Below are 24,378 nucleotides of genomic sequence, written 5' to 3' on the forward strand. Positions count from 1 at the left end.
TTTGCCGAAAAACCGATAAATTAGGAAACCATTTATTTATGGCGACAAACGACTCAACCAGTAAAAAGAAAACAAAAACTGTGAGTAAAGAACGTCAGTTCAAAGGGTTATCTCTGTCTGAGCGCAAAGAGGCACGCCGCGAAAAACTCATTGAAGCCGGTATTGCAACTTATGGAACCCTTGGCTTTTTTTCCGTGACGGTAAAAGATGTCTGCCAAGAAGCAAAACTCACCGAACGTTATTTTTATGAATCATTTAAAAAGAGTGAAGATTTATTCCAGACTATCTTTTTAAAAATGATTGAAGAATTACAGCAAAACTTGATGCAAGCCGTCATTAAAGCGGCTCCAGACCCTGAGCAAATGGTCGATGCTGGTTTACGTGCTCTACTGAGTACTTTAAAAGACGACCCTCGTTTGGCTCGTATTGTGTATGTCGATGCAATTTTGGTCCAAGAATTACATAATCAAGCCACCATTCAGGAAACTCTCGCCCAGTTTGATCGTATGATTCAAGCTTTTGTGATGCTAACCATGCCGCAAATCCAGCATAACGAAAATGAACTCTCATTAATCGCTACTGGTTTAAATGGATACGTGACACAAATTGCCGTTCGATGGGTGATGGGCGGGTTTAAGCAGTCTCTAGAGCAAGTTTTAGCGGCCTGCCGTATCGTTTTTTTAGCTTTGCTCGCGAAAGTTTCAAAATAATATTAAAGTTTTTTGACACTGTTTTTATTTTAAAAACCTCGTTTAAGATAAGCTTGTAACACACTGAATGGTTTTAAGAAAATTTATACCTATCTGTCATCATTTGGTCATGCGCTTGCCGTATTTTTGTCACAAATTATTGCTAAATTCGATTTTATAGACTTTTCTGCAATGAAATTGTCATAATTAATCTTTGTAATAAGCCTGTCATAACTACAAAACGGTTCACCGTTAAAATCTACAAGGTATTACGCTGTGAAAGATGACTATATTTTAATTGTCGATGATGAGCTTCCTATCCGCGAAATGATCCATACCTCTTTGGACATGGCAGGCTTTCAGTGTTTACAGGCAGAAGATGCCAAACAGGCTCATCAAATTATCGTCGACCAACGTCCGGCGCTTATCTTGCTCGATTGGATGTTACCCGGGGGCGTAAGTGGGGTCGACTTATGTCGCCGTTTAAAACGTGATGAAAACTTAGCAGAAATTCCAGTCATTATGTTGACCGCTCGCGGTGAAGAAGACCACAAAGTACAAGGTCTGGATGCTGGTGCAGATGACTATATGACCAAACCATTTTCAACCCGTGAATTGGTTTCTCGTATTAAAGCTGTTCTACGCCGCGCAAATGCATTAAGCGGTGAAAAAACAATTGATGCCAATGGTTTAATTCTTGATCCTGTAAGCCAACGCGTAAGCTTTGGTAACAGTATTTTAGATATGGGACCAACAGAATACCGTCTGCTTGCATTTTTTATGACCCATCCGGAACGTGCCTATACACGTGCCCAGTTGCTCGATCAGGTGTGGGGCGGTAATGTATACATCGAAGACCGTACTATCGATGTGCATATCCGTCGTTTGCGTAAAGTCTTAGAACCTTTTGGTGTAGATCGATTTGTTCAGACTGTACGTGGTACAGGTTATCGTTTCTCAACACGTGCAGATTTAGCCGCAGGTTAACCAAAATTTATGTATGAACCCTACCCCGTCCCCGAACAGGTACGTGAACAAAAGCTTTCCCGCTACAGTAGTTTATGGACGTTTGCTAAACAAGATTTACGACTTTTATTATTTTTCCTGATTATTGCAGGTTTAGTCGGTTTAGGAATTGGGTATTTCTGGAGCTGTATTTTTATTGCCTTTGTGGTGTTTTTTACACTTCAGTTGCGTTCTTTATATTTGGTCAATGACTGGATTGCCAATAATCCATACGATGTCCCTCCGAACCTCAACGGAATTTGGGGGGCATTATTATTTAACGTTTACCGTGCCCAGCGCCAAGAACGTATTGTTCAAGCGGAAATGGTAGGACTTATTGACCGCGCTCAATCTTCATTAGTTGCACTTGCCGAAGCGGTAGTCTTGATTGATGATCAACATCAAATTGAATGGTGGAACCCAGCCGCAGAGCGTTTACTAGGAATTAGTCCACTTGACCGTGGTCGCAACTTATTAACCATTTTGCGCCAGCCAACTTTTATTGAATATTTTAACAATATTGATCAGGCACCCGATGGGATTAAACTCCATTCGAATTTTGATGATGACCGTTATGTACAGGTTAAGCTCACACGATTTGGTGGGGAAAGTCGCTTACTTGTGGCATACGATGTGACTCGTATGCATAATCTTGAGCAAATGCGTAAAGACTTTGTCGATAATATTTCGCATGAACTACGTACACCATTAACCGTGCTCAGTGGTTATATCGAAACCTTTACCGACCAAGAAGATATTAACCCGCGCTGGAAACGTGCATTTGACCAGATGCAATCTCAAACCAAACGTATGAATGCGTTGGTTAATGACTTACTACTGTTATCAAATTTAGAAAATAATAAGAAAATCGCAAAAAATCAGATTATTGAAATGCCGAGCTTAATGAATCAATTATTTGATGATGCTCAGGCCTACAATGCCGATTATGGACATACACTCAACTTACATATTGATAGCCACTGTGACCTCATCGGTTCAGACATGGAAATTGCCAGCGCATTTAGTAATTTAATTACCAATGCCATTAAGTACACACCAAAAGGCGGAACCATTACCATTGGCTGGCACGATGACGGTGAGCATGCTTACTTTAGCGTACAAGATACCGGTATCGGCATTAATCCTAAACATTTACCGCGTCTGACTGAACGCTTCTACCGCGTGGACAGCGACCGTAGTCGTCAAACCGGTGGAACAGGTTTAGGCTTAGCGATTGTAAAACACGTACTCATGCAACACGGCGCCTACTTAGATGTGCAATCTAAAGAAAATGAAGGATCAACCTTTACCGCAGTTTTTCCAAAAGAAAGACTCTATAACATGACTTAAAATCATCTTTCTTCAAATATAAAAAGCCGACTTATGAAAAGTCGGCTTTCTTGTAGTATTTAAACCAATTTACTTAAGATTTGAGCAATACGATTTTGTCTGATTTTTCTCTATAACATTTAAAAAGTCAGTGGCAAAAGTATGACTCTGACGTAGTGCATCGCGATGATCTCCACCATCAATTGATTGATAAATAGTTGGTTTTTTTGATTTACATAGCTGTTGGTAATAAGCATATGTTCCTCTAGGGTCAACTAAATGATCTTTAGAACCCTGAACAATCATTAACGGTACAGTCGGCACCATATTTTCAATAGACTGCTGTTTTAAATAAGACAAAAGAGGTTTTAAATCTGCATTAGGTCGAAATATGCTAGAAGGAGATTTCTTCAAATCAGATTGAAGTTCAGATAAACAGCGGCTACGTGCTTGAGTCAGCACATTGCCCATTTCTGGACTGACTAAATTCTCAGGAATAATACTTGGCTCTGCTGCTTGCGCTCCCAATAATACAATCGGGAAAAATGCTGCCACACTTGGTTCTGGGTTTGGATGACTCAACACATATTCTGCAATGCCTTCATATTGATAGCCACCTGGCGCAAGAGCAATTGCCCCTTTTAAATCTAGTTCGGGAGCATCTTTTTGACCATAAGCCGCCACGGTAATAGCAGCAGCACCGCCTTGGCTATGCCCCATCACCAACCACTGTTTATTAAAATCTTTTGGTTTAAGCATATGTAACGCCCGCACTGCATCTACTACTGTATGCAATTGGCTCTTTGCATTCATATAAGGATGTGCACCTAAAGTACCCAGACCTTGATAATCAGGTGCAACTACTGCATAGCCTCGTGCAAGCCAACCATCTAACGCTTTTGAAGCAACTTCCTGATATGAATGAACTGGTCCACCGGCATAATCACCCGAAGGTGCACAAGTATCGGCTACTCCTGTTGTACCATGCGCCCAAGCTAGTACGGGCCAGCCATTTTTTGGTGGTGTTCCTTTCGGTAATAAAATAAACGCTGAGGCAACGATAGGCTCGTCATTCACACCTCGACTACGATAATTTACTAATAAGCGCTGATCTGCATGAGGAAATAAATCCGTCACATCTTGTTGCGCTATAGAAAGTATTGAGCCCGGTTTTTCACTCACAATTTGCTTACTCAAATCTGTAATTGGAGCAGCCATAGCAGAACCAGATATCAAACAAATACTGCTAAATAAAATTTTTAATAAAGAATTACTTTTTCTAATCAAGGGATTACTCCTCTACTTTCTAATCATCATTTCAAATTAGTTTTATAAAAAAATATGCCCCCTATTGCATATAAAGAACCTAACAAGAGGCAAATGAAAGAACTCACATACCAAAATAGATGACTATTCTCACTAAATCTAGACTTTAAGCATAGAAATGCCAATCCATAGAAAATAAAAAAGAGAGCAAATGCTCTCTTTTTTATTTTCTATGGATGGGTTAAAGCGTATGGCCCATACGTTCGCCCATGACAACAACGGACTCGGCTTTAAAACGTTTTTCCCACTCGATTTTATCTTTTTCAAATAAAATAATTGCAGTAGAACCTAAATAAAAACGGCCAAGCTCAGCACCTTTCTCTAACTTCAACTCATGATGCTGTAATTCGATACGACCTGATGGTTTTACTTTACCTGTTGCCACAGTTTCAATACCTGCCACAATCATAGCGCCGACCAAAACAACGGCCATACGACCAAGCTCAGTATCAAATAAACATACCATACGCTCATTACGGGCAAATAATCCCGGTACATTTTCAGCAGTCACCTGATTTACTGAAAATAACTCACCCGGTACATATAACGTTTCAGTTAATGTGCCTGAAAATGGCATATGAACACGGTGATAATCACGTGGAGAAAGATAAACCGTTGCAAACTCACCTTCTTGGAAAGGCTGAGCAAGTTGTGGATCGCCAATTAACTTTTCTACAGAGAAACTTTGGCCTTTTGCTTGAAATACTTCGCCCGCAGTGATTTTACCAATTTGAGAAATCGCGCCATCCGCTGGTGAAACAATACTATCCGGATTTTCATCAACTAAACGTACGCCATCTTTCAAGGCACGGGTAAAGAAATCATTAAAAGATTTATATTTCAGTGCATTGCCTTGTTCAGCAATCGATAAATCAATGCCGTATTTGGTTTTAAATGCATGAATAACAGCAGCTTTTAAAATTGGATTTTCACTTGCAGCAACTTTACCCACTACACGACTTAACTGATGCTGAGGAACAAGATTTTGTGCCTTAATAAATAATTCTTTTTTTAAGCGAGATGTAAAACTCAAGACGGCGATTCTCCAGTAATGATAGGACTATCGAGGCGATTGCCCCATTCACTCCACGCACCATCATAGGCTTTTGCTTCCCAACCTAAAAGTCTAGCCAGAATATAAGCCAAACCAGAACGGTGATGTGACTGGCAGTATACGACTACAGGTTGCTTTAAATCGAACCCAAGTTGTTCAAGACGCTGCCGCGTGCGTTCAAGCGGATGCAATTTTAGATGATTTTGACGATTAAGTGCAGTACTCCATTCAAAATGGAGGGCATTTGGAATGTGACCACCGCGTCGCGCTGCTAAACGGACGCCACTATATTCATCACTGGTTCTGCAATCCCACAATTGCACACTTTCTTGCTCAACTTGTTTGCGTAGTTCTTCATAGTTCACTCGGAACTGAGCAGCATGTGATAAATCGATCTGAATTAAGTTATCAACTCGAGGAAGTTCTTCAACCTCAGCTGTGGTGGGTAAACCTGCACCAAGCCATGCATGAATTCCGCCATTAATTAAACTTGTACGGGTAAAACCTAAGCAATGGAGATTCCAGATTAAACGCCCTGCCCATGCTCCACCTTCATCATCATAGACCACCACATGGTGATTTGGTGAAATATTCAATTTTTCAATAAGCGCTTGTAAACCCGCTTCATCCGGTAAAACACCTGTTGCTTCTTCGTGTTGAGCAACTAACCATTTAGGTTGTAAGTGAATAGCATGCGGAACATGGAGCTGCTCATAAACTGATGCACGGCTCAAATCAACAATACGGATATATTCATTGCCTAAATAAGGCACTAACTCTTCTGCTTCTATTAATAAATCGAGTTTAAAATCAGGGAGTGTCATCGTCATGGTTACTTTTTATACCAGCTTAATTTCATCTTAGCATAAGCTTATATCTATCAAACCCTGATTTTCTGCTAGTGTTTAGCAGAAAATAAGATATTAAAATTCTCAAGTCTTAAGTGGCTGCCAAGCGCTTAAGCTCTATTGTAATTAAATTGCTTCATCCAGCTCTTCGATTTGGAAAACCTGACGTAAATAGGCCAAGAATGTATCGTTATCAGTCATGGTTTTGCCAGGGCTGTCCGAAATTTTAGCAACAGACTGACCATTACACTCAACCAGTTTCAATACAATATTGAGCGGTGTTTGGCCCATGTCATTGGTCAAATTAGTACCAATACCGAAACTCACCTGGAAACGGTCTTTGAAATATTGATGTAGCTCCCAAGCCTTTGGTAAATTAAGGCCATCACTAAAGGTCAACATTTTGGTTTTGGTATCAATTTTTAATTTACGATAGTGTGCATATGCTTTATCACCCCACTCGTACGGATCACCACTGTCATGACGTAAGCCATCAAATAATTTGGCAAAATACAAGTCAAAATCTCTGAGGAAAGCGTCCATACCCACAACATCAGTTAAAGCAATTCCTAAGTCTCCGCGATATTCTTGAACCCACGTCTCTAAAGCAGCTTTTTGAAAGTCACGTAAGCGAACATCAAGCGCCTGAAAAGCTTGTAAGAATTCGTGGGCCATGGTTCCAATTGGCGTAATATTTAACTCTTTGGCAAGCAAGACGTTACTTGTACCACGGAACACATTTGGCACAGTGTTATGAAATGCAGCAACTACATGTTTTTGCCATTCAAAACTATAACGACGGCGGGTACCAAAATCAGAAACTAAAAATGGTGGATCATTCGGTTGTTGAGATTTTTCGTATTGCTGAATTAATTCAAGTTTTGTTTGTAAACGACGCTCGCCTTCAGCCCAGACTTCATCTGTTTTAATCCGGCTAAAATATAATTCATTTACAATGGCTAAAACAAAAATCTCAAACATCATGGCCTGAACCATTGGCCCTTCAATACGGATGTCTAATCGACCTTCTTCATCTATACTCGCATGAATAAAACGGCGTTTGAGTTGAAATAATTCTAAATAATCGACAAAGTCGCTTTTAATAAATCGTAATTTTCTTAAATATTGTAGTTCGTCTTCTTTATATTTGAGATTACATAAATGGTCGAGTTGCTCGTTTAAGTCATCCAAAATATCCACTAATGGATAGACCGTATCTTCTAAATTTCTGCAACGAAAATGATAGACGCTATGTGTTTGCGGGAATTTATGCAGAACCACTTGTAGCATCGTAAATTTGTACAAGTCTGTATCAAGTAAAGAATGGATAATTGGAGACATAGTCAATGATTATTCGCTTGCTTCTTAGCATTAAAGCATATTTTTCTAGATGAATTGCGAGCTTTTATACCATTGTTGCAGTTCCATGAAATTTCCTTTTAAAAATCATTTAATTTAATTTCTGCTAAACTGCATCCATTCAATTAATTGCAGAAACTTTCTCTAACAATGCGCGCTTTAATACAACGAGTTCTTGAAGCTAAAGTAGTAGTAGACGGTGAAACGACCGGTGAAATCCAGCATGGCTTATTGGTTTTTTTAGGGATCGGTCGAGACGACACGCTTGCCACCGGACAAAAGCTCATCGACAAGATTTTGAAATATCGTATTTTTGATGATGAGCAAGGCAAAATGGGCTGGAATGTATCTCAGGCAAATGGCGGAGTCCTGCTTGTTTCACAGTTCACTTTAATGGCTCAAACGCAAAAAGGACTACGTCCAGACTTTGGTCCGGCCATGCCACCTAGCGACGCAAAAGCACTATATGAACAGTTGGTAGAATATACTCGTTCACAGTTTGAAAATGTTCAAACAGGTATTTTTGCTGCGGATATGAAAGTTCATTTGATTAATGATGGACCAGTCACTTTCAATTTAGAAGTTGAAGCATAGATATAAAAAAACTCCCAATCGGGAGTTTTTTGTTAGATCTTAACGACCAGTTTTTTCTTTAATAAAAGCACGTGCTTGACGTACTTTATCTTTTACTGGTTTTGGTAATTTTGGTGGAATCAATTTAGCTGCTTGGTTAAACCAAACGAGCAAGCTGAAATCACCTTCCATTTTAATGCTGCCGTCTTGCATACCCGTCATAAATGCTGTTGGGTCACCTTTGAGTAAAGTTTTTACGCCTTGTTCGCTATCTGCAAACTGCAAAATAAAGTCAGCTTTTTCAGGTGATCCAGCAACTGTATCGATGTGACCATGATTAATAATAATTTGGCGAGCCACACCTAAATCAGTACCAATTTGAATACGGAATGCGCGATCATGCACTAGCTCAATAAACTTAGGACTTGTACGTGCCAACTGTTTCATACGCAGCGCCAAACCTGCTACCAATAAATCTAACGGGTCTGTACTGACATCAACAAGTGGTAACTTGACTACAGGTATAGAAGAAAGTTTCATGAACATTCACGCCTATTGTATTTTTATGAAAACCTTGGGGCAAAACTCAGCAAGGACTCACCATTGCCTGTTTCGTGCATCGACTGATGATATTCTAATTGGCAACGCAATCTATATATGAAACGTCAACAGACCAGTCTATCGTAGCATAACTGGCTATTTTTTAATAAATGCTTTGTATAATAAAAATCATGTTTTCGTAAATAAAAAAGGCATGCTGTGCATACCTTTTTACCGTTAGATAACAATTAAATTATCGGCTAGAACATTGCTGCTGATCATCTTCATATACTGGCGTGTGTTCTATATATTGGCGATTTGCCAAAGCCTTCTGTGCCTGTTTATCCTCACGTAATAAAACAAATGTAACCATTACCATCGCTAGACTTAGTGCAGTTAAATAACTATATGTGACTGGCATTTCAAAAGTGACTTGAACTCCAAAACGGACCACTTCCAATAGCCCCCAAAAAAACATCCCTGCAAGCATAAAACCAAGCCAACGACGGTAAGGAGAAAAGAACACAGCAACAAGCGCGACAGCAATTAAGCTGAGTCCGGCGATAGCGGCAAAATTCGCTGTTACCATAGAAACCTCCGTCTTAATGAAAACGTCTAAAAACATTCGGTCTGAACACCAGACCTCATTCCAAAAACAACTTTAATTCATGATTTGTGTTGAAGCTTAGAAAGCATTATGGATGTTTTTTTTTAGAAAAAAAGACCTGTTATTTGTCGATGCGACATACTTTGTCGCAACATTCTTTTGTCATTACATTTTTGTAAATTTAAAAAAGTTCTACTTCCTATATGGCATCAATTCTGGCGTGTCATTACAAAAAACTATGCTGTTTTTTTGTCTTAAAATAAGTTTTTTTCAGTTTTTTTTATTGCCTTTTTTCTGTGCATAATTTTGTCATAACTTGCTTGTTTTTATGACTATTCTGCATAAAAAAAGCGCTACTCTTGAGCAGCGCTTAATGATTGTTCACTATTATTTAAGCACGGCTTAAATCTTTGTCATGCATACCGAGTAAATACAGTACTCCATCCAGACCAACGCTTGAAATCGCCTGATTTGCATTTTGACGCACCAGTGGTTTAGCACGATATGCCACGCCAAGTCCTGCAATCGCAAGCATCGGTAAATCATTTGCGCCATCGCCAACAGCCATCGCTTGCTCTAGTGAAATACCGAGTTTGTTCGCCAGCTCACGCAGCAACTCCGCTTTACGGGCACCATCAACAATTACACCTTTTACTTCACCTGTCACAACGCCATCTTGTACATCTAAAACGTTAGCGTGAACTTCATCAATGCCTAATTTAGCTTGTAAATATTCAGCAAAATATTGGAAGCCACCAGATAAAATTGCCGTTTTATATCCAAGGGCTTTTAAAGTCGAAATGAGGCGCTCGGCACCTTCGGTGATTGTCAATCGCTCGGCAATTTTAGGTAAAACTGACGCATCAAGACCTTTGAGTAAAGCAACCCGCGCACGGAAACTTTGTTGGAAGTCCAACTCACCTTGCATCGCTCTTTCAGTGATTTCAGCAACTTGCTCACCCACCCCTGCTTCAAGCGCCAATTCATCAATCACTTCTTGTTCAATTAAAGTTGAATCCATATCGAAGCAGACTAAACGGCGGTTACGTCGATAAGCGTTATCTTCCTGAACAGCCACATCAATATTTAATTCGCTTGAAAGAAGCAAACAAGCTGCACGCATAGCTTGAGCATCTAAAGTCGGACCACTGCTTAAACCAAACTGTACACAAGCACGGCGAGGCAATGTGCTATCTTTTTCAAGATCTACACGACCTGATAAACGAGTTACAGTTTCGATGTTAAAGCCTTGGCTAGACACAATTTGTGTAACGGCTTGTAAATGTGCAGCAGTGAGTTCCGGTGCTAAAGCCGTGACGATATAACGAGTTCGTCCACCTTCGCTGACCCATTGATCGTATTCTGCGCCCGAGATAGGTTTAAAGCGCACTGTTAAGCCAATATCATGTGCTAAAATCAAAATCTCTTTCATTGCCAACGCGGTCGCGGTTTCATTTTCAGAGGCGACCACAATGCCCAATGTCAGTTGATTATGAATAACAGCCTGACCTACATCCAGTATTTGCAATGAATGTACGGATAGTACTTGCATTAATCGGGTAAACTGGTTTGGTTGGTCCGGTCCTAAAAAGGATATAAGAATGATTTCTCGCATGAATTGACTCTAGTCTGAGTGACAACTATTGTAAGAATCATAATCGAATTTCAATATAATTGCCTTGGAAGTTTAACTTGATTGCGCCTAGACAAGGGCTATTTGCTAGCCTACTGATCATTAGTTTTGCATTGCATACCTTTTTATTGGTGATTGCAACGACACACCAGCTCAATGAAAACCGTGCGAGTCAAGGTCAGCTCATGACCAGTCAACTCGTTGCAGACAGCTTATCTGAGCTTGAACCTGCCAATACGGTCTCTTTAGCTCTGATTGCCAATCGCTATGCGACCAATCCAAGTGTGGCATCTATCCGTATTCTTGACGCCAATAAACAAGTTTTGGCAACAAGCGGCATGTCAAAAACTCGCCAAGGTGAAATTTTTGTTCGTGATGCGCTTCAAAACGAGAAAAAAGTCGGTTCTATTGAAATCACACTAATTCAACCAAGTATTGGGGAAATTCTTCGTACCCAATGGCTTGCGATTTTAGCTTCACTGTTTTTACATGTTTTATTATGGCTGGCTTACCGCGCCATTGCTCGCCCAACGCGTAGCGAATACTTAGCCCGTATTAACGAAGAAAACCGTTTAAAACATGAGATTCAAGAGTTAACTCAAGCTCTAGCACTGGAAAAACAAAATACGGTAACCTTGGTAGCTCAAGCTCAGCAGCAAGCTAAAGCTAAACCAATTGTTCGCTCACAACCAGAAAAAAGCTTAGAGTCTACAGACCAAAATACCTTGGCACTTAATATTCAATTTTATGACCCTAAACAGTTATTAAGTAGTGTTAACCAGTCTGTTTCTGTACCGTACTTTAAACTTTGTCAGCTCTTCTTAAACAAGAGTATTGAGCTATGTACAAAGCATTATCATTTGAAAGCGACTGATATTGATGTCGTAGACGAGTTTCATGCAGAGGGAGCAACACTTGCCATTTCGACTTCACATCCACACGCTGTAGAGTGTCTACTTATGGTAGGTACGGTTTTCCAATTGCTTTCAGACGTTTTATATAAGCGTTACCGTGAAGATAAACGCTTTGCGCTACAAACTCGCAGTGCCGTGTGTAATGCCGTAGAAGCAATGCAAATTGATGCCAAAGAAGCTGCTCAACGTTTAGCGCAACATCTTCATGCGAAAGAATCTGCACTCTACCTTGATAATGAACAGCTTAAAGCAATTCAAGACAGCTATCAGCTTGTTGCAATGCCTAACCCAAGTAATGTCATGACTCGTCATGCATTTATGATCAATGGTATGAATGCTGAATGTGCAGAGCTTGCACAAAATATTCGAACTGAAATTTTGATGGGTAAAAAATCAATTCCTCAAAATGACAGCCCGAGTAGTGCAGCATCTTAAAAATTTATTGTGCGCATTTAAACCTAGCCATTCGGCTAGGTTTTTTTATCTAAATTTATGGTATTTATTTTAAATAATTTTATTTCTTTATGATTTATTTATCTAAATAAATCCGGACTTATGATGTTGAGCCGTAAATTTGGATAAATCAGAATCATAGGCAAAATTCTATAAACAGCGTAAACTATGCGAAATTTATTCAATAGAAATTGTCTTACGACAAAAAAAGGTGAAAGCGAATGCCGCTGAGTCGTGTTGAAGAACTTGTCGCCGATATTCGTGCAGGCAAAATGGTCATCTTAATGGATGACGAAGACCGTGAAAATGAAGGTGACCTTGTCATCGCAGCAACGCATGTACGCCCTGAAGATATTAACTTCATGATTACACATGCACGCGGTTTAGTTTGCTTAACTTTAAGCCGTGAACGTTGTAAACAATTAAACCTCCCGCTGATGGTTGACCAGAACGGTGCCCAGCATGGTACTAACTTTACGTTATCTATCGAAGCAGCTGAAGGTATTACTACTGGTATTTCGGCAGCAGAACGTGCTCACACGATTCAAGCTGCTGTGGCAGCACATGCCAAACCAACCGATATTGTACAACCGGGCCATATTTTCCCACTCATGGCACAGCCAGGTGGTGTATTACACCGTGCAGGTCATACCGAGGCAGGTTGTGATTTAGCACGACTAGCAGGTCTTGAGCCTGCATCTGTCATTTGTGAAATCATCAAAGAAGATGGCACAATGGCACGCCGCGCAGATTTAGAAATTTTTGCTGAGAAGCATGGCCTAAAAATTGGTACAATTGCCGACCTAATTCACTACCGTATGACCAATGAGCAAACTGTAGAACGTTTGGATCAAAGAACGATTCAAACAGAATATGGTTCATTTGAGCTCTATCGCTATCGTGAGATAGGTAACCCTGACATTCATTTGGCTTTAGTCAAAGGTGAGCCAAAAGAAGGCGTTACAACGGTACGTGTACATGGTTTTAGTCCTGTTCGCGATTTGCTTAAGCTAAATAAAGCTGACGGTGAACCGGCTTGGAATCTAGACCGTGCGCTACAAACGATTGCAGCAAGTGACCGCGGCGTTTTAGTCTGGATCGGACAAGATCATTTGCAAGACTTGGGACCAGCGTTGGATGATTTAACTAAGCCAAAACCGGTGAAATCCAATGCAGCACTTTCACATCAATATCAAACCATTGGTGTTGGTGCTCAAATTTTGCGTGATTTAGGTGTTGAAAAAATGAAGCTTCTTAGCTCACCATTGCGTTTCAATGCCTTATCTGGCTTTAATTTAGAAGTAGTGGAATATGTCACTGCTGATCAAATCACAACGAAATAATCGAGGTTGCTATGGCAATTCGCCGTATTGAAGGTTTATTACATCTCGCAAGCGAAGGTCGTTATGCGATTTTAGTGGGTCGTTTCAACAGTTTTGTTGTTGAACACTTATTAGAAGGCGCGATCGACACGTTAAAACGTCATGGCGTAAATGAAGATAACATTACTGTTATTCACGCTCCAGGCGCATGGGAACTACCGATCGTTGCTAAAAAATTAGCTACATCAAACCAGTTTGATGCCATCATTGCACTCGGTGCAGTCATTCGTGGTAGCACACCTCACTTTGACTTTGTTGCTGGTGAATGTGCGAAAGGTTTAGGTGTAGTTGCGTTAGAAAGCAGCTTGCCTGTTATCAATGGTGTATTAACTACTGACAGCATCGAGCAAGCAATCGAACGCTCAGGTACAAAAGCAGGAAACAAAGGTAGCGAAGCTGCTTTAACTGCAATTGAAATGGTTAATTTATTAAAGGCAATTTAAAGCATGTCTCAAACACTGCAAGCCGCTTATGCAGCAAAACGTAAAGCACGTCGTTTTGCTGTACAAGGTATTTATGAGTGGCAAATGAGTCACAACCCTGTACATGAAATTGAAGCGCGTACACGTGCTGAAAATGCAATGCACAAGGTAGACTTGAACTATTATCACGAACTACTTACTCAAGTTATCGCTCAGCACGAAGACCTTGATGCGTTACTTATTCCGGTACTTGACCGTGAAATTGACGCACTAGATGGTGTAGAGCTCGCAACTTTGCGTTTAGGTGCTTACGAGTTACGTGATCATCTAGAAATTCCATATCGTGTGGTACTTGATGAAGCAATCGAACTTGCGAAGCATTTTGGCGGAGCAGACAGTCATAAATACATCAATGGTGTATTAGACCGTTTAAGTTCGACACTGCGTAGCGCAGAAAAACAACAAGCAAAATAATAGGCTTGATGTTCTATGGCTGAGTTCTCAATTATTGACCAATACTTTAATCGTCAGTCACATCCTGACGTTGCGCTTGGTATTGGTGATGACTCAGCCTTAATTACTCCCCCTCCAAATCAACAACTGGTGATCTGTGCAGATACACTTGTTGCTGGACGTCACTTCCCTCTTGAAACCTCGCCCCATGCGATTGGCTGGAAAAGTGTTGCCGTAAATCTGTCTGATATTGCTGCAATGGGCGCCAAACCACATAGTATTTTACTTGCGATCAGCTTGCCTCAAGTTGACCATGAATGGCTTGAAGGATTTAGTCAGGGAATCTATGACTGTTGTAATCAATTTGGAGTTGCCTTAATTGGCGGAGATACCACTCAAGGTCCGCACCTTACTATTACCGTCACGGCCATGGGCTGGATTGAAACAGGAAAAGCTGTATTACGTTCAGGTGCTAAGGTCGGTGATTATGTTTGTGTAAGTGGGCAGATTGGTGATGCTGCTTATGGGCTTCAGCATTTAGGACATTCCCTACAACAAAGACTGGACTATCCGACGCCACGTTGTAAGCTTGGAGAAGAGCTAAAAGGGCTCGCCTCTAGCATGATCGATGTGTCAGATGGTTTAGCTCAAGATTTAGGACATATTTTAAAAGCATCCAAGGTTGGAGCACGACTCATTCTTGAAAAATTACCTGTCGATCCTGTACTGCAACAACTAGAAGAACGACAACGTTGGCAATATGCCTTGGCAGGTGGTGATGACTACGAATTATGTTTTACAATAACACCGCAAAATTATGAAAAACTTTTGCAAAAACAACTAGACGTTAAGATTACAATGATCGGACAGATCGTTGAGCAAACAAAACTAACTTTTGAGCATTTGGGTTCAGATTACCCATTGCAAATTCATGGATACCAACACTTTGCATAAACCGCCGATTCATTTTAAAGACATGTCTTGGTTCAACCGCTGCATCGTTTTCTGTGGGGTTGGTTTTGGATCTGGTCTTGCTCCTAAAGCACCTGGTACTTTTGGCTCTGCTTTTGCCTTACTTTTTGTTCCCATCTGGTTATCTTTCGGTTTTACTTTAAGTTTAATCGCTATTCTCATCATGTCAGTGGTGGGTATTTATATTTGCGGTCAAACTGCAAAAATCCTTGATGTTCATGATGATGGACGAATTGTTTGGGATGAATTTGCAGGACAATCAATTACTCTTCTGCCTTTAATATTTTTTAATATAATGTCGTTACAATGGGCACTAGTTGCTTTTTGCTTATTCCGCCTGTTTGATGTTTGGAAACCTTGGCCAATCCGTGTTGCTGACCAGAAAGTTGCTGGTGGCTTCGGAATTATGCTAGACGACATCATTGCAGGGCTTTGGGCGGCACTCTGTATCATCATATTTATTACTTTCTGGGGCGTAACGCCATTTAAGTAGGTTTACTCATGTCAACTACCGTCATTATCCTTGCTGCAGGCAAAGGAACGCGAATGCGTTCACAACTACCTAAAGTATTGCAACCTTTAGCTGGACGCCCGCTACTAGGACATGTTATTAAAACAGCAAAACAACTATTAGCAGAAAATATCATTACCATTTATGGACATGGCGGCGATCACGTAAAAAAGACTTTCGCACAAGAAAACATTCAATGGGTTGAACAAGCAGAACAGTTAGGGACTGGTCATGCTGTACAAATGACTTTACCGGTACTTCCTAAAGACGGCATTTCATTAATTTTATACGGTGATGTTCCTTTAGTCCGTCAAACAACGCTTGAACAGCTGATTGAAGCATCAAATAAAACCGGTATTGGTATGATTACTTTACATGTCGATAACCCAACAGGTTATGGTCGTATTGTCCGCCAAGACGGTAAAATCCAAGCGATTGTTGAACATAAAGACGCAACCGAAGCTCAGCGTCAAATTCAAGAAATTAACACAGGTATTTACTGTGTCAGCAATGCAAAACTTCATGAGTGGTTGCCTAAGCTTTCAAATGAAAATGCACAAGGCGAATACTATTTAACTGATATCGTTGCGATGGCTGTTGCTGATGGTCTAGAAATCGCCTCAATTCAACCAGAGCTCGCATTTGAAGTTGAAGGTGTAAATGACCGCCTGCAACTTGCAGCACTTGAGCGTGAATTTCAAAAACAACAAGCAAAAGAACTTATGCAGCAAGGCGTAACTTTTGCTGATCCTGCACGTTTTGATTTGCGTGGTACAGTAAAAGTTGGTCATGATGTCCGTATTGATGTGAATGTCATTATTGAAGGCGACTGTGAACTCGGTGACTTTGTCGAAATCGGTGCTGGCTGTATCTTAAAAAATACAACCATTGCAGCGGGCACTAAAGTCCAAGCATACAGCGTTTTTGATGGAGCAGTTGTTGGAGAAAATACCCAAATTGGTCCATTCGCACGCTTACGTCCAGGTGCTAAATTGGCTAACGAAGTACATATCGGCAACTTTGTTGAAGTCAAAAATACAACGATCGGTCTAGGCAGTAAAGCTAACCATTTCACCTATTTAGGTGATGCCGAGATCGGTGCTGAATCAAATATTGGGGCAGGTACAATCACCTGCAATTATGATGGTGCAAATAAACACAAAACCACTATTGGCGATGCAGTTTTTATCGGTTCTAATAGCTCGCTGGTTGCGCCTGTGACTATTGGTAATGGAGCAACAGTCGGTGCGGGTTCTGTGATTACGAAAGATGTGGCTGAACAAAGTCTCTCCTTTGAGCGTGCTCAACAAATTTCTAAAGCAAATTATCAACGTCCCCAAAAGCTTAAAAAATAAGAGGATTGAAATATGTGTGGTATCGTCGGAGGCGTTGCAGAACGTTGTGTAACCGAGATTTTAATTGAAGGTTTAAAACGTCTTGAATATCGTGGCTATGATTCGGCAGGCGTTGCTTTACTCAATAACCAGCAAATTTTACGTGAGCGCCGTGTTGGTAAAGTTGCCAATCTTGCAGACGCTGTTTCAGAACACCAGCTTACTGGAGCAATTGGTATTGCGCATACCCGTTGGGCAACACACGGTAAACCGACCGAAAATAATGCTCACCCGCACATGTCAGGCAAGGTAGCAGTCGTTCACAACGGTATTATCGAGAACTATCAAGAGCTTAAAGATGACCTTCAAGCTTTAGGATATGTATTTACTTCTCAAACAGATACTGAAGTGGTAGCCCATTTAGTTGCAGAAGCTCTAAAAAATACTGATAGTTTACTTGAAGCAGTAGAATCTGTAGTTCCTCAGCTTAAAGGTGCCTATGCGTTAGGTATTATTCACAGTGATTACCCAGATGAACTCATTACTGTACGTGAAGGTTCACCACTTGTAATTGGTGTGGGTATTGGCGAGAACTTTATCAGTTCAGACCAATTGGCCCTTTTACCAGTAACGAACCGTTTTATTTACTTAGAAGAAGGCGATATTGCTCGTCTTACTCGTACTTCAATTGAAGTATTTGTAAAAGGTGAACGTGTTGAACGTCCAGTTAAAGAACTTGATGCAACTGTAAGCAGCGCTTCAAAAGGTGAATATAAACACTACATGCTCAAAGAAATTTATGAGCAGCCTGAAGCAATCAAACAAACAATTTCTCAAGCACTTGATGGCAACAATTTACGTGATGATTTCTTGAAAGATGCTGATGCAGATTTCAGTAAACTTCAAAGTGTTCAAATTATTGCGTGTGGTACAAGTTATCACTCAGGAATGATCGCTAAATATTGGTTTGAACAGTTAATTGGTGTGCCATGCCAAGTTGAGATTGCGAGTGAATTCCGTTATCGCTCACCAGTGATTGTGGAAAATACACTTTACATCTGTATTTCACAATCAGGCGAAACAGCGGATACCTTAGCTGCACTACGTGAAACTCAAAAACGTGCTAAAGCAAATAATATCGATATTCAGACTTTAACGATCTGTAACGTCGCAACTTCTTCAATGGTGCGTGAAACTGATCACCACTTATTGACGCTTGCAGGTCCAGAGATTGGTGTTGCATCAACAAAAGCGTTCACGACTCAGCTTGCTGCATTAATGTTGTTAATCTTGAAAATTGGTCAAGTGAAACAGCGTATTAGCAATGTGATGATTGAAGAGCTTGCTCGTGAATTGTGGCATAGCCCGAAAGTCATTCTTGATACGCTTAAGCAAGATGCTGAAATTTTACGTTTATCAGAATTGTTCGTTGAAAAACAACACTGTTTATTCTTAGGCCGTGGCACACACTATCCAATCGCTTTGGAGGGTGCATTAAAGCTTAAAGAAATTTCATATATTCATGCAGAAGGCTATGCAGCTGGTGAGTTGAAACACGGCCCATTGGCACTTGTAGATAATGAAATGCCAATCGTGATTCTTGCACCAAATGACGAAATGCTTGATAAGCTTAAGTCAAATATGGAAGAAGTTCAGGCGCGTGGCGGTGAATTATTCGTTTTCGCTGATGAAAATAGTGGTGTAGTTGAAAAAGACCGTCAACATGTCGTTCATATTCCAGCAGTAAACGAATGGCTTGCACCAATCATTTATAGCGTACCAGTTCAGTTATTGTCTTATCACGTTGCTGTATTACGTGGTACAGACGTTGACCAGCCACGTAACTTGGCGAAGTCAGTAACTGTAGAGTAATTCAAAAAAAATCATTATTAAGGCATCACCTGCTTTAATAACTGATTTATTAAGCCCGATATGCATTAATTGCCTATTGGGCTTTTTTATTGCCTTCATACTGCTACACAGAAGCTTTCCTACGGAAGAAAATAGAGAACTCTGCTTAGGTCCCCGTGTCACAACGGACTTTTTACTTTTGCGCTGATTTAAAGTTTGAGAGATCATTGAGACACAGAGATAAGGAAGCTAAGCGAACTTAGCCCATTTCAGTTTTGTCACAGCGTTGAATGCTGCTAAACAAGTTAGGAGCAAAGTCCTGTGGGAGATCAGGACTTTGCAAACTGGTGTGTTTTAAACGTTGTACGGTTTGAGGTGAATACACCTGTACAAGCTGTTGGCAAATACAATTGCAACTGGCTTGCATGTGTTCACTTGACAAACAAATTCTTTTAAATTCCTGCTGAGCATTGGCATCATCATTTGTAATACTGTAAACACCGAACACAAGGTTTAAAAACAATATAAATTTATGAAGTTTCATATTATTCTCATAATTATTTATATCTTTAAATAAAATAAAAATATAACTCATCTAAATGTTTAAATATTTTTTAAATAATAATTAACCCCCACAAACACAGGAAAATAAAATAATTAAAATTTTAAAATAGAAATAATTTATAAATTTAAAAAATTAGGTCGCAAAAACCCATATTTTAAATAAATAAAATAATTAATTGAGAGAGAAAATGAGTTTGAATAATGGTATGGCCAACTCCTTAAAAATGGAGTTCTACCACCAGATTACCGCGAACTAATTTAGGGTGGTAGAACGAAAGAGGGTTAGCAGACTGACCTAGCGACCAGCACGCGCGAACGCGTCCCCCTTCCGCCCTACCATAGAGAAAAAGGGGGCATAAAGGTTCCACACGAGAAATACTGAGGAAGTATAACCCGCTACGCTAGGGTCGGTCTGCTAAAACCGGCTGGCAATGTAGGCCAGCAACGAGATAATAATTGGTGATTTTAATTACGTCAATTTATTTTAATGAAAAAAATTTAAATATAATAATTTTATTAATATTTAAAATAATATTACCCTTGTTTTTATTTATAGTTTTTAATTAAATTTAAAATATAAAATTGATTTATATATATTTAGTTAATAAAAATTGGATGGCTGAACTTATTGAAATGTCTTCAAGAAAGAAATTAAATGAATTGAAACAAAAACACGAAAAAACCTAGATTGAGACAGAAAGATACTTCTGCTAGGCTTGTTTGATTAATAATAAGGTTTGCATCATAATGTTGAATAATATCTTCGGTATCTTGGAAAAAATAGGATTTGGTGCTCAGAAACGGGCGATTAGTATCCAGTTTTCAAATGCAGAGCTTAATTCACAAATTATGTTGCAACGTATTGATGGTTATCATGGCATTAATGACGGACTATCAGCAGAGCTTATTTGTTTATCGACAAACCCATATATTGAATTAAAAAATTTTATCGGCTGTCAGGTTGCAGTTGATCAAGTGACAGATTCAGGTCAGCTTTTTAGAACTACGGGTATAGTCACTGGCGCTAGCCAAGGACAAAGTGACGGCGCTTTCAGTCTGTACCGCTTGACTATGCAGGATGCAACGAGCTTATGGCATAAACGACGCAACAGCCGTGTGTTTATGAATAAAAGCGTAGTGGACATTATCGAAGTCATCTTTAAGGAATGGCAAAGTAAGAGTCCTTTATTTGCATCAAGTTTACAGTTAGATACGAGTGGTTTAACCAAAACATATGATGTACGCCCGTTTTCCATGCAGTCAAATGAAAGTGATTATGCATATTTAACGAGGATAATGCGTGAAGAATCGATTAACTGGCTTGTGGGCGAGGCAAGTTATCTTGTAGCAAGTAATAGCCAAAGTATTGAGGCACAAAAACTACGTTTAATTGATGATAATGCTCAGTTTCAATCGCTTGAACGTAGAACCATTCGTTACCATCGTTCTAACGCAACTGAACAATATGACAGTATCACTAGCTTTATTGCACAAAGACAATTACAACCAACAGCGATACATATACAACGTTGGCAAGCGGATAGTCTTAGTCAAGAAGATGCCAGTGGTTTAGTGGTCAGCTCACATCAACACAGCGCTCTACGAGATAATGAAAGCTTAAGTTTAGAACAGGCATGGAATATATCTCCTGCTTGGATAAGTGATCTTAAAGGAGAAGATCAAGCCACAGCTTCAAGTAATAGTCAGTTAGATCGACTGAATAAGCATCTTAACCAATATCACGCCTTGCAAGCCAAGTATTTTACTGCGCATAGTAGTGTGCGTGACACTCAAGTCGGTTATTGGTTCCAATTACATGATTATCCAGAGTTAGAGAAAAATCATAGTCAGCAAGATAAAGAGTTTTTAATCCTTAATAAGCACTTTTATAACCAAAATAACTTGCCCAAAGATATTCAAGACCAAGTAGAAAAACTATTGACCTTAAGTCACTGGCAAAACAGTAAAGACAGTGATCAAGAACGTCAGGCCAATGAATTTGTGGTCGTTCGTAGAAATATTAATGTTGTTCCTGAATATAATCCTTTAAAGCATCGCCCTGTTGCTCATGTACAACGTGCCAAAGTGGTCAGTGATGGTGAAGAAATCCATGTGGATGAATGGGGACGGATTAAAGTCAGATTCTTATTCACACGTACCGATGACCATGCTCATGATGGCGGTGCGGGTGCCAATAATAGTGATACAGATTCGGCATGGGTAGATGTTCTTACCCCTTGGGCTGGTGAAGGCTATGGGGCACGTTTTTTACCGCGTAAAGATGAAATCGTAGTGATTGATTTCTTTGACGGCAACATTGACCGCCCTTTTGTAACGGGGCGCATCCATGAAGCGCAGCGTTCGCCAACGAAGTTTGATATTAAAGGGCAACTTCCTGACACAAAAAAACTGAGTGGTATTCGATCCAAAGAGGTTGGCGGTAGTGGATATAACCAGCTGCGTTTTGATGATACGACAGGGCAAATTAGCGCTCAGTTACATAGCAGTCACGGTTCCTCTCAACTTAACTTGGGGAATTTAAGTCATCCGAAAGATAAAGCGGAAAGCGAAGGACGTGGACAAGGCTTTGAATTACGAACAGATGAATGGGGAGCTATTCGTGCCGCTAAAGGAATACTTGTAACATCCGAATCGTCAGAACAAGCACAAGGCGAACAACTGACAAGGTCGAACATAAAAGAGAATATTAATTTTCATACCGAAAGTAATAAATACTTTAAAGAACTTGCTTCAGCCCATGAGGTGGATGAGCCAGATTTAGGGGCCCAAGATACACTTAAAGAGAAATTTGATAAATGGAATGAAAGTTCAGATGCTTTAGTGGCTTTACATAGTGAATCAGCAATGATTTTAGATAGTAAAGAGAGTTTACAACTTGCTGCTAAACAAAATATCGATGTTAGTACACCGAAAAATCTGCAATTTTTTACTGGTAAAAGCTGGATTGCAAAGGCACTGGATAAAATTAGTATTTTTGCCAAACATGCAGGAATCAAAATTAAATCGGGTGAAGGTGATATAGAGGTAGCCGCACAAAAAGGAAAAATGACTTTATCTTCCAAACAACAAATGCATGTTTACTCACTTAATGATTTTGTCCGAATCGAAAGTGGAAAAGGAATTTTGATTACTGCTGGTGGCGGATATATCAAAATTCAGGATGGAAATATAGAAATTGCATGCCCTGGTTTAATGGAACTTAAAGCTGGTCAAATCCAGACAAAAGGTGGTGCTTCTCTTTCAAGTCAATTACCTGCAATGCCAGAATTAAAATCACAATATGACGAGCATTTTATTTTGCATTATCCAGACGGCGAACCTGCTAAGAATCTGAAGTACCGAATTACAGCTGAAGATGGTCAGGTTTTTGAAGGGGTATCTGGCGAAGATGGGAAAACTACAGTTTTTACCAAAGATGCGATGACAGCATTAAATATAGAAGTTTTTTCTCCTGAATAAAGGACTAAGGAAAGTTAATAATGAACTTATTAAAGCGCTTAACCCTTTGCTTATTAACAACAGTTTCTTTTAGTGCATGTTCAAATGTTGAGAAAGAACAAGAAGGAATTAAAGTGATTGATTATAGTAATCCTAAAAAAGTATGTTTTGGCCGAATTGAATTAACGGTCCCGAAAGAGACCCAAGTTGAATACAGTAACTTTAACTACAACGGTAGTAACATAGAAGTTGATGAAAGTGTAAAAACATACGAGACATATCAAAAACTGATTAATGACAAGATTCAGTATTTAAAGCATGAACCTCATGAAACAGAAGGCGTTTTATTAAAAGGAGAAATGCAAGGTCCTGTAAACCAAGCTGGACGTTCAGTTAGCCATATTATTGTTTTTAGAGATGGGCAATATGTCACGTCAATTTATGAAGTTTATGGCTATCTTTATTTAAGTCCAGGAAGATTACTTGTTCTAAAAAGTGGAGCCAGTAATGATTTATTGGATAATGCTATTGAGGACATGAAACACACATTAAAAAGTATAAAAATTAGATCGACTAAAGGCGAAGAACAAGCTGGTTTATGTTGGAAAGAGTTTTTTATTTTAGATGATATGAGTAAAAATATTCCATTTGGTGGTGGATATTTACACTTTAAATTCCCTAGTTATCCGCAAGTTCGGGCCGATGTCGCACACCGTGTAACCTATGACTCGGATTTACACTTAATTGAACTGATGAAAAAAAATCAGCAAGAGTTACCTGCCATTGCGAAAACCTTGATGAGCATTGAGAATCTCAGAGAACATAAAAAGATAATAAATGGTTTGGCAGGTGAAGAAGTGCTGAATCATATGTCTCGACGTGGACATTTTGAAAGAGGCTATGAAATAGGAGAATGGCAGTATCTAGGCACACTAGATAACCATAATGACCCTTATATTCAGTTTAGTTTTGATAGTGCAGACATGGTAAGACCTGACGATCCACTCAATTCAACAATAAGCCAGAAAGAAGCTCTTCGACTGAATGATTTTATTTTAAACAGTATCCAAATTACACCAAATAATAAAAAAGAGAAATAA

General features: G+C 39.7%; 21 protein-coding genes and 1 pseudogene. 14 read left to right on the top strand and 8 right to left on the bottom strand.

Features of this window, described 5'->3' with window-relative positions; all coding sequences use genetic code 11:
- Positions 1-38: 38 nt before the first annotated feature.
- From RFX69_RS06655 to phoR, 3 genes are all read left to right on the top strand, one after another.
- Complete coding sequence (locus RFX69_RS06655) at positions 39-710, top strand: TetR/AcrR family transcriptional regulator (protein ID WP_000224581.1); 672 nt, start codon at positions 39-41, stop codon at positions 708-710.
- A 255-nt stretch (positions 711-965) separates the two neighbouring features.
- Positions 966-1,676 carry a phosphate regulon transcriptional regulator PhoB gene (phoB, locus tag RFX69_RS06660; RefSeq protein WP_000650776.1) on the top strand — a complete coding sequence of 237 codons (711 nt, stop codon included), beginning with the start codon at positions 966-968 and terminating at the stop codon, positions 1,674-1,676.
- 9 nt (positions 1,677-1,685) lie between these two features.
- Complete coding sequence (gene phoR, locus RFX69_RS06665; protein WP_000273188.1) at positions 1,686-3,044, top strand: phosphate regulon sensor histidine kinase PhoR; 1,359 nt, start codon at positions 1,686-1,688, stop codon at positions 3,042-3,044.
- Positions 3,045-3,113: 69 nt separating this feature from the next.
- Here the strand turns inward: phoR and RFX69_RS06670 are convergent, their stop codons facing one another.
- The 4 genes from RFX69_RS06670 to pncB form a co-directional block, all read right to left on the bottom strand.
- A complete protein-coding gene (locus RFX69_RS06670; protein WP_000619876.1) occupies positions 3,114-4,310 on the bottom strand; it encodes an alpha/beta fold hydrolase in 1,197 nt (398 codons plus the stop codon).
- A gap of 220 nt (positions 4,311-4,530) precedes the next feature.
- A complete protein-coding gene (gene asd, locus RFX69_RS06675; RefSeq protein ID WP_000011219.1) occupies positions 4,531-5,382 on the bottom strand; it encodes an archaetidylserine decarboxylase in 852 nt (283 codons plus the stop codon).
- Positions 5,379-6,227, bottom strand: coding sequence for a sulfurtransferase (locus tag RFX69_RS06680; protein WP_000174475.1), 849 nt, complete (start codon positions 6,225-6,227; stop codon positions 5,379-5,381). Before RFX69_RS06680 ends, asd begins: the two co-directional genes overlap by 4 nt.
- Positions 6,228-6,377: 150 nt before the next feature.
- Positions 6,378-7,592 carry a nicotinate phosphoribosyltransferase gene (gene pncB, locus RFX69_RS06685; protein ID WP_032009500.1) on the bottom strand — a complete coding sequence of 405 codons (1,215 nt, stop codon included), beginning with the start codon at positions 7,590-7,592 and terminating at the stop codon, positions 6,378-6,380.
- Positions 7,593-7,760: 168 nt separating this feature from the next.
- Here pncB and dtd point away from each other — a divergent pair, with 168 nt between their 5' ends.
- Positions 7,761-8,204, top strand: a complete 444-nt coding sequence (gene dtd / locus RFX69_RS06690) for a D-aminoacyl-tRNA deacylase (RefSeq protein ID WP_001202026.1) — start codon at positions 7,761-7,763, stop codon at positions 8,202-8,204.
- Positions 8,205-8,243: 39 nt separating this feature from the next.
- On the opposite strand, the gene RFX69_RS06695 is transcribed toward dtd, so the two are convergent.
- The 3 genes from RFX69_RS06695 to serB all read right to left on the bottom strand — a co-directional run bounded on the left by RFX69_RS06695 (position 8,244) and on the right by serB (position 10,945).
- A complete protein-coding gene (locus tag RFX69_RS06695) occupies positions 8,244-8,723 on the bottom strand; it encodes a hypothetical protein (RefSeq protein WP_000778126.1) in 480 nt (159 codons plus the stop codon).
- 253 nt (positions 8,724-8,976) lie between these two features.
- On the bottom strand, positions 8,977-9,312 hold the full coding sequence (gene aciT / locus RFX69_RS06700) for a ciprofloxacin tolerance protein AciT (protein ID WP_000255593.1): 336 nt from the start codon (positions 9,310-9,312) through the stop codon (positions 8,977-8,979).
- A gap of 409 nt (positions 9,313-9,721) precedes the next feature.
- A complete protein-coding gene (serB, locus tag RFX69_RS06705; RefSeq protein ID WP_001206799.1) occupies positions 9,722-10,945 on the bottom strand; it encodes a phosphoserine phosphatase SerB in 1,224 nt (407 codons plus the stop codon).
- Positions 10,946-11,004: 59 nt separating this feature from the next.
- Here serB and RFX69_RS06710 point away from each other — a divergent pair, with 59 nt between their 5' ends.
- The 8 genes from RFX69_RS06710 (at position 11,005) to glmS (ending at position 19,276) form a co-directional block, all read left to right on the top strand.
- Complete coding sequence (locus RFX69_RS06710; protein ID WP_002000748.1) at positions 11,005-12,312, top strand: hypothetical protein; 1,308 nt, start codon at positions 11,005-11,007, stop codon at positions 12,310-12,312.
- 239 nt (positions 12,313-12,551) lie between these two features.
- Entirely contained in the window at positions 12,552-13,673 is a 1,122-nt protein-coding gene (gene ribBA / locus RFX69_RS06715) for a bifunctional 3,4-dihydroxy-2-butanone-4-phosphate synthase/GTP cyclohydrolase II (RefSeq protein WP_001131392.1), read from the top strand.
- Positions 13,674-13,684: 11 nt separating this feature from the next.
- On the top strand, positions 13,685-14,155 hold the full coding sequence (gene ribE, locus RFX69_RS06720; protein ID WP_001007829.1) for a 6,7-dimethyl-8-ribityllumazine synthase: 471 nt from the start codon (positions 13,685-13,687) through the stop codon (positions 14,153-14,155).
- A gap of 3 nt (positions 14,156-14,158) precedes the next feature.
- On the top strand, positions 14,159-14,608 hold the full coding sequence (nusB, locus tag RFX69_RS06725) for a transcription antitermination factor NusB (RefSeq protein ID WP_000084188.1): 450 nt from the start codon (positions 14,159-14,161) through the stop codon (positions 14,606-14,608).
- Positions 14,609-14,623: 15 nt separating this feature from the next.
- Entirely contained in the window at positions 14,624-15,541 is a 918-nt protein-coding gene (gene thiL / locus RFX69_RS06730) for a thiamine-phosphate kinase (RefSeq protein ID WP_000807406.1), read from the top strand.
- A complete protein-coding gene (locus tag RFX69_RS06735) occupies positions 15,519-16,052 on the top strand; it encodes a phosphatidylglycerophosphatase A (RefSeq protein ID WP_270900887.1) in 534 nt (177 codons plus the stop codon). Before thiL ends, RFX69_RS06735 begins: the two co-directional genes overlap by 23 nt.
- Before the next feature lie 8 nt (positions 16,053-16,060).
- On the top strand, positions 16,061-17,425 hold the full coding sequence (gene glmU / locus RFX69_RS06740) for a bifunctional UDP-N-acetylglucosamine diphosphorylase/glucosamine-1-phosphate N-acetyltransferase GlmU (protein ID WP_000108581.1): 1,365 nt from the start codon (positions 16,061-16,063) through the stop codon (positions 17,423-17,425).
- 12 nt (positions 17,426-17,437) lie between these two features.
- Complete coding sequence (gene glmS / locus RFX69_RS06745; protein WP_065709189.1) at positions 17,438-19,276, top strand: glutamine--fructose-6-phosphate transaminase (isomerizing); 1,839 nt, start codon at positions 17,438-17,440, stop codon at positions 19,274-19,276.
- Between the two features lie 228 nt (positions 19,277-19,504).
- On the opposite strand, the pseudogene RFX69_RS06750 reads toward glmS, so the two are convergent.
- Positions 19,505-19,799: pseudogene (locus RFX69_RS06750) on the bottom strand (hypothetical protein).
- A gap of 767 nt (positions 19,800-20,566) precedes the next feature.
- Between RFX69_RS06750 and RFX69_RS06755 the strand changes: the two are divergent.
- A complete protein-coding gene (locus RFX69_RS06755) occupies positions 20,567-23,299 on the top strand; it encodes a type VI secretion system Vgr family protein (protein WP_270900886.1) in 2,733 nt (910 codons plus the stop codon).
- A 20-nt stretch (positions 23,300-23,319) separates the two neighbouring features.
- The gene (locus RFX69_RS06760) at positions 23,320-24,378 is read left to right on the top strand and encodes a T6SS immunity protein Tli4 family protein (RefSeq protein ID WP_271055962.1); all 1,059 of its coding nucleotides are present in this window, start codon (positions 23,320-23,322) and stop codon (positions 24,376-24,378) included.

Origin of the sequence: Acinetobacter sp. 148, from assembly GCF_031196675.1 — a bacterium.
Classification (GTDB): Bacteria; Pseudomonadota; Gammaproteobacteria; order Pseudomonadales; family Moraxellaceae; genus Acinetobacter; species Acinetobacter baumannii.

Excerpts from the sequence above, each read along its gene's own strand:
- RFX69_RS06655 (WP_000224581.1), top strand. The coding sequence starts at position 39 with ATGGCGACAAACGACTCAACCAGTAAAAAGAAAACAAAAACTGTGAGT.
- phoR (WP_000273188.1), top strand. The coding sequence starts at position 1,686 with ATGTATGAACCCTACCCCGTCCCCGAACAGGTACGTGAACAAAAGCTT.
- RFX69_RS06680 (WP_000174475.1), bottom strand. The coding sequence starts at position 6,227 with ATGACACTCCCTGATTTTAAACTCGATTTATTAATAGAAGCAGAAGAG.
- pncB (WP_032009500.1), bottom strand. The coding sequence starts at position 7,592 with ATGTCTCCAATTATCCATTCTTTACTTGATACAGACTTGTACAAATTT.
- dtd (WP_001202026.1), top strand. The coding sequence starts at position 7,761 with ATGCGCGCTTTAATACAACGAGTTCTTGAAGCTAAAGTAGTAGTAGAC.
- RFX69_RS06695 (WP_000778126.1), bottom strand. The coding sequence starts at position 8,723 with ATGAAACTTTCTTCTATACCTGTAGTCAAGTTACCACTTGTTGATGTC.
- aciT (WP_000255593.1), bottom strand. The coding sequence starts at position 9,312 with ATGGTAACAGCGAATTTTGCCGCTATCGCCGGACTCAGCTTAATTGCT.
- serB (WP_001206799.1), bottom strand. The coding sequence starts at position 10,945 with ATGCGAGAAATCATTCTTATATCCTTTTTAGGACCGGACCAACCAAAC.
- ribBA (WP_001131392.1), top strand. The coding sequence starts at position 12,552 with ATGCCGCTGAGTCGTGTTGAAGAACTTGTCGCCGATATTCGTGCAGGC.
- ribE (WP_001007829.1), top strand. The coding sequence starts at position 13,685 with ATGGCAATTCGCCGTATTGAAGGTTTATTACATCTCGCAAGCGAAGGT.
- nusB (WP_000084188.1), top strand. The coding sequence starts at position 14,159 with ATGTCTCAAACACTGCAAGCCGCTTATGCAGCAAAACGTAAAGCACGT.
- thiL (WP_000807406.1), top strand. The coding sequence starts at position 14,624 with ATGGCTGAGTTCTCAATTATTGACCAATACTTTAATCGTCAGTCACAT.
- RFX69_RS06735 (WP_270900887.1), top strand. The coding sequence starts at position 15,519 with ATGGATACCAACACTTTGCATAAACCGCCGATTCATTTTAAAGACATG.
- glmU (WP_000108581.1), top strand. The coding sequence starts at position 16,061 with ATGTCAACTACCGTCATTATCCTTGCTGCAGGCAAAGGAACGCGAATG.
- glmS (WP_065709189.1), top strand. The coding sequence starts at position 17,438 with ATGTGTGGTATCGTCGGAGGCGTTGCAGAACGTTGTGTAACCGAGATT.
- RFX69_RS06755 (WP_270900886.1), top strand. The coding sequence starts at position 20,567 with ATGTTGAATAATATCTTCGGTATCTTGGAAAAAATAGGATTTGGTGCT.
- RFX69_RS06760 (WP_271055962.1), top strand. The coding sequence starts at position 23,320 with ATGAACTTATTAAAGCGCTTAACCCTTTGCTTATTAACAACAGTTTCT.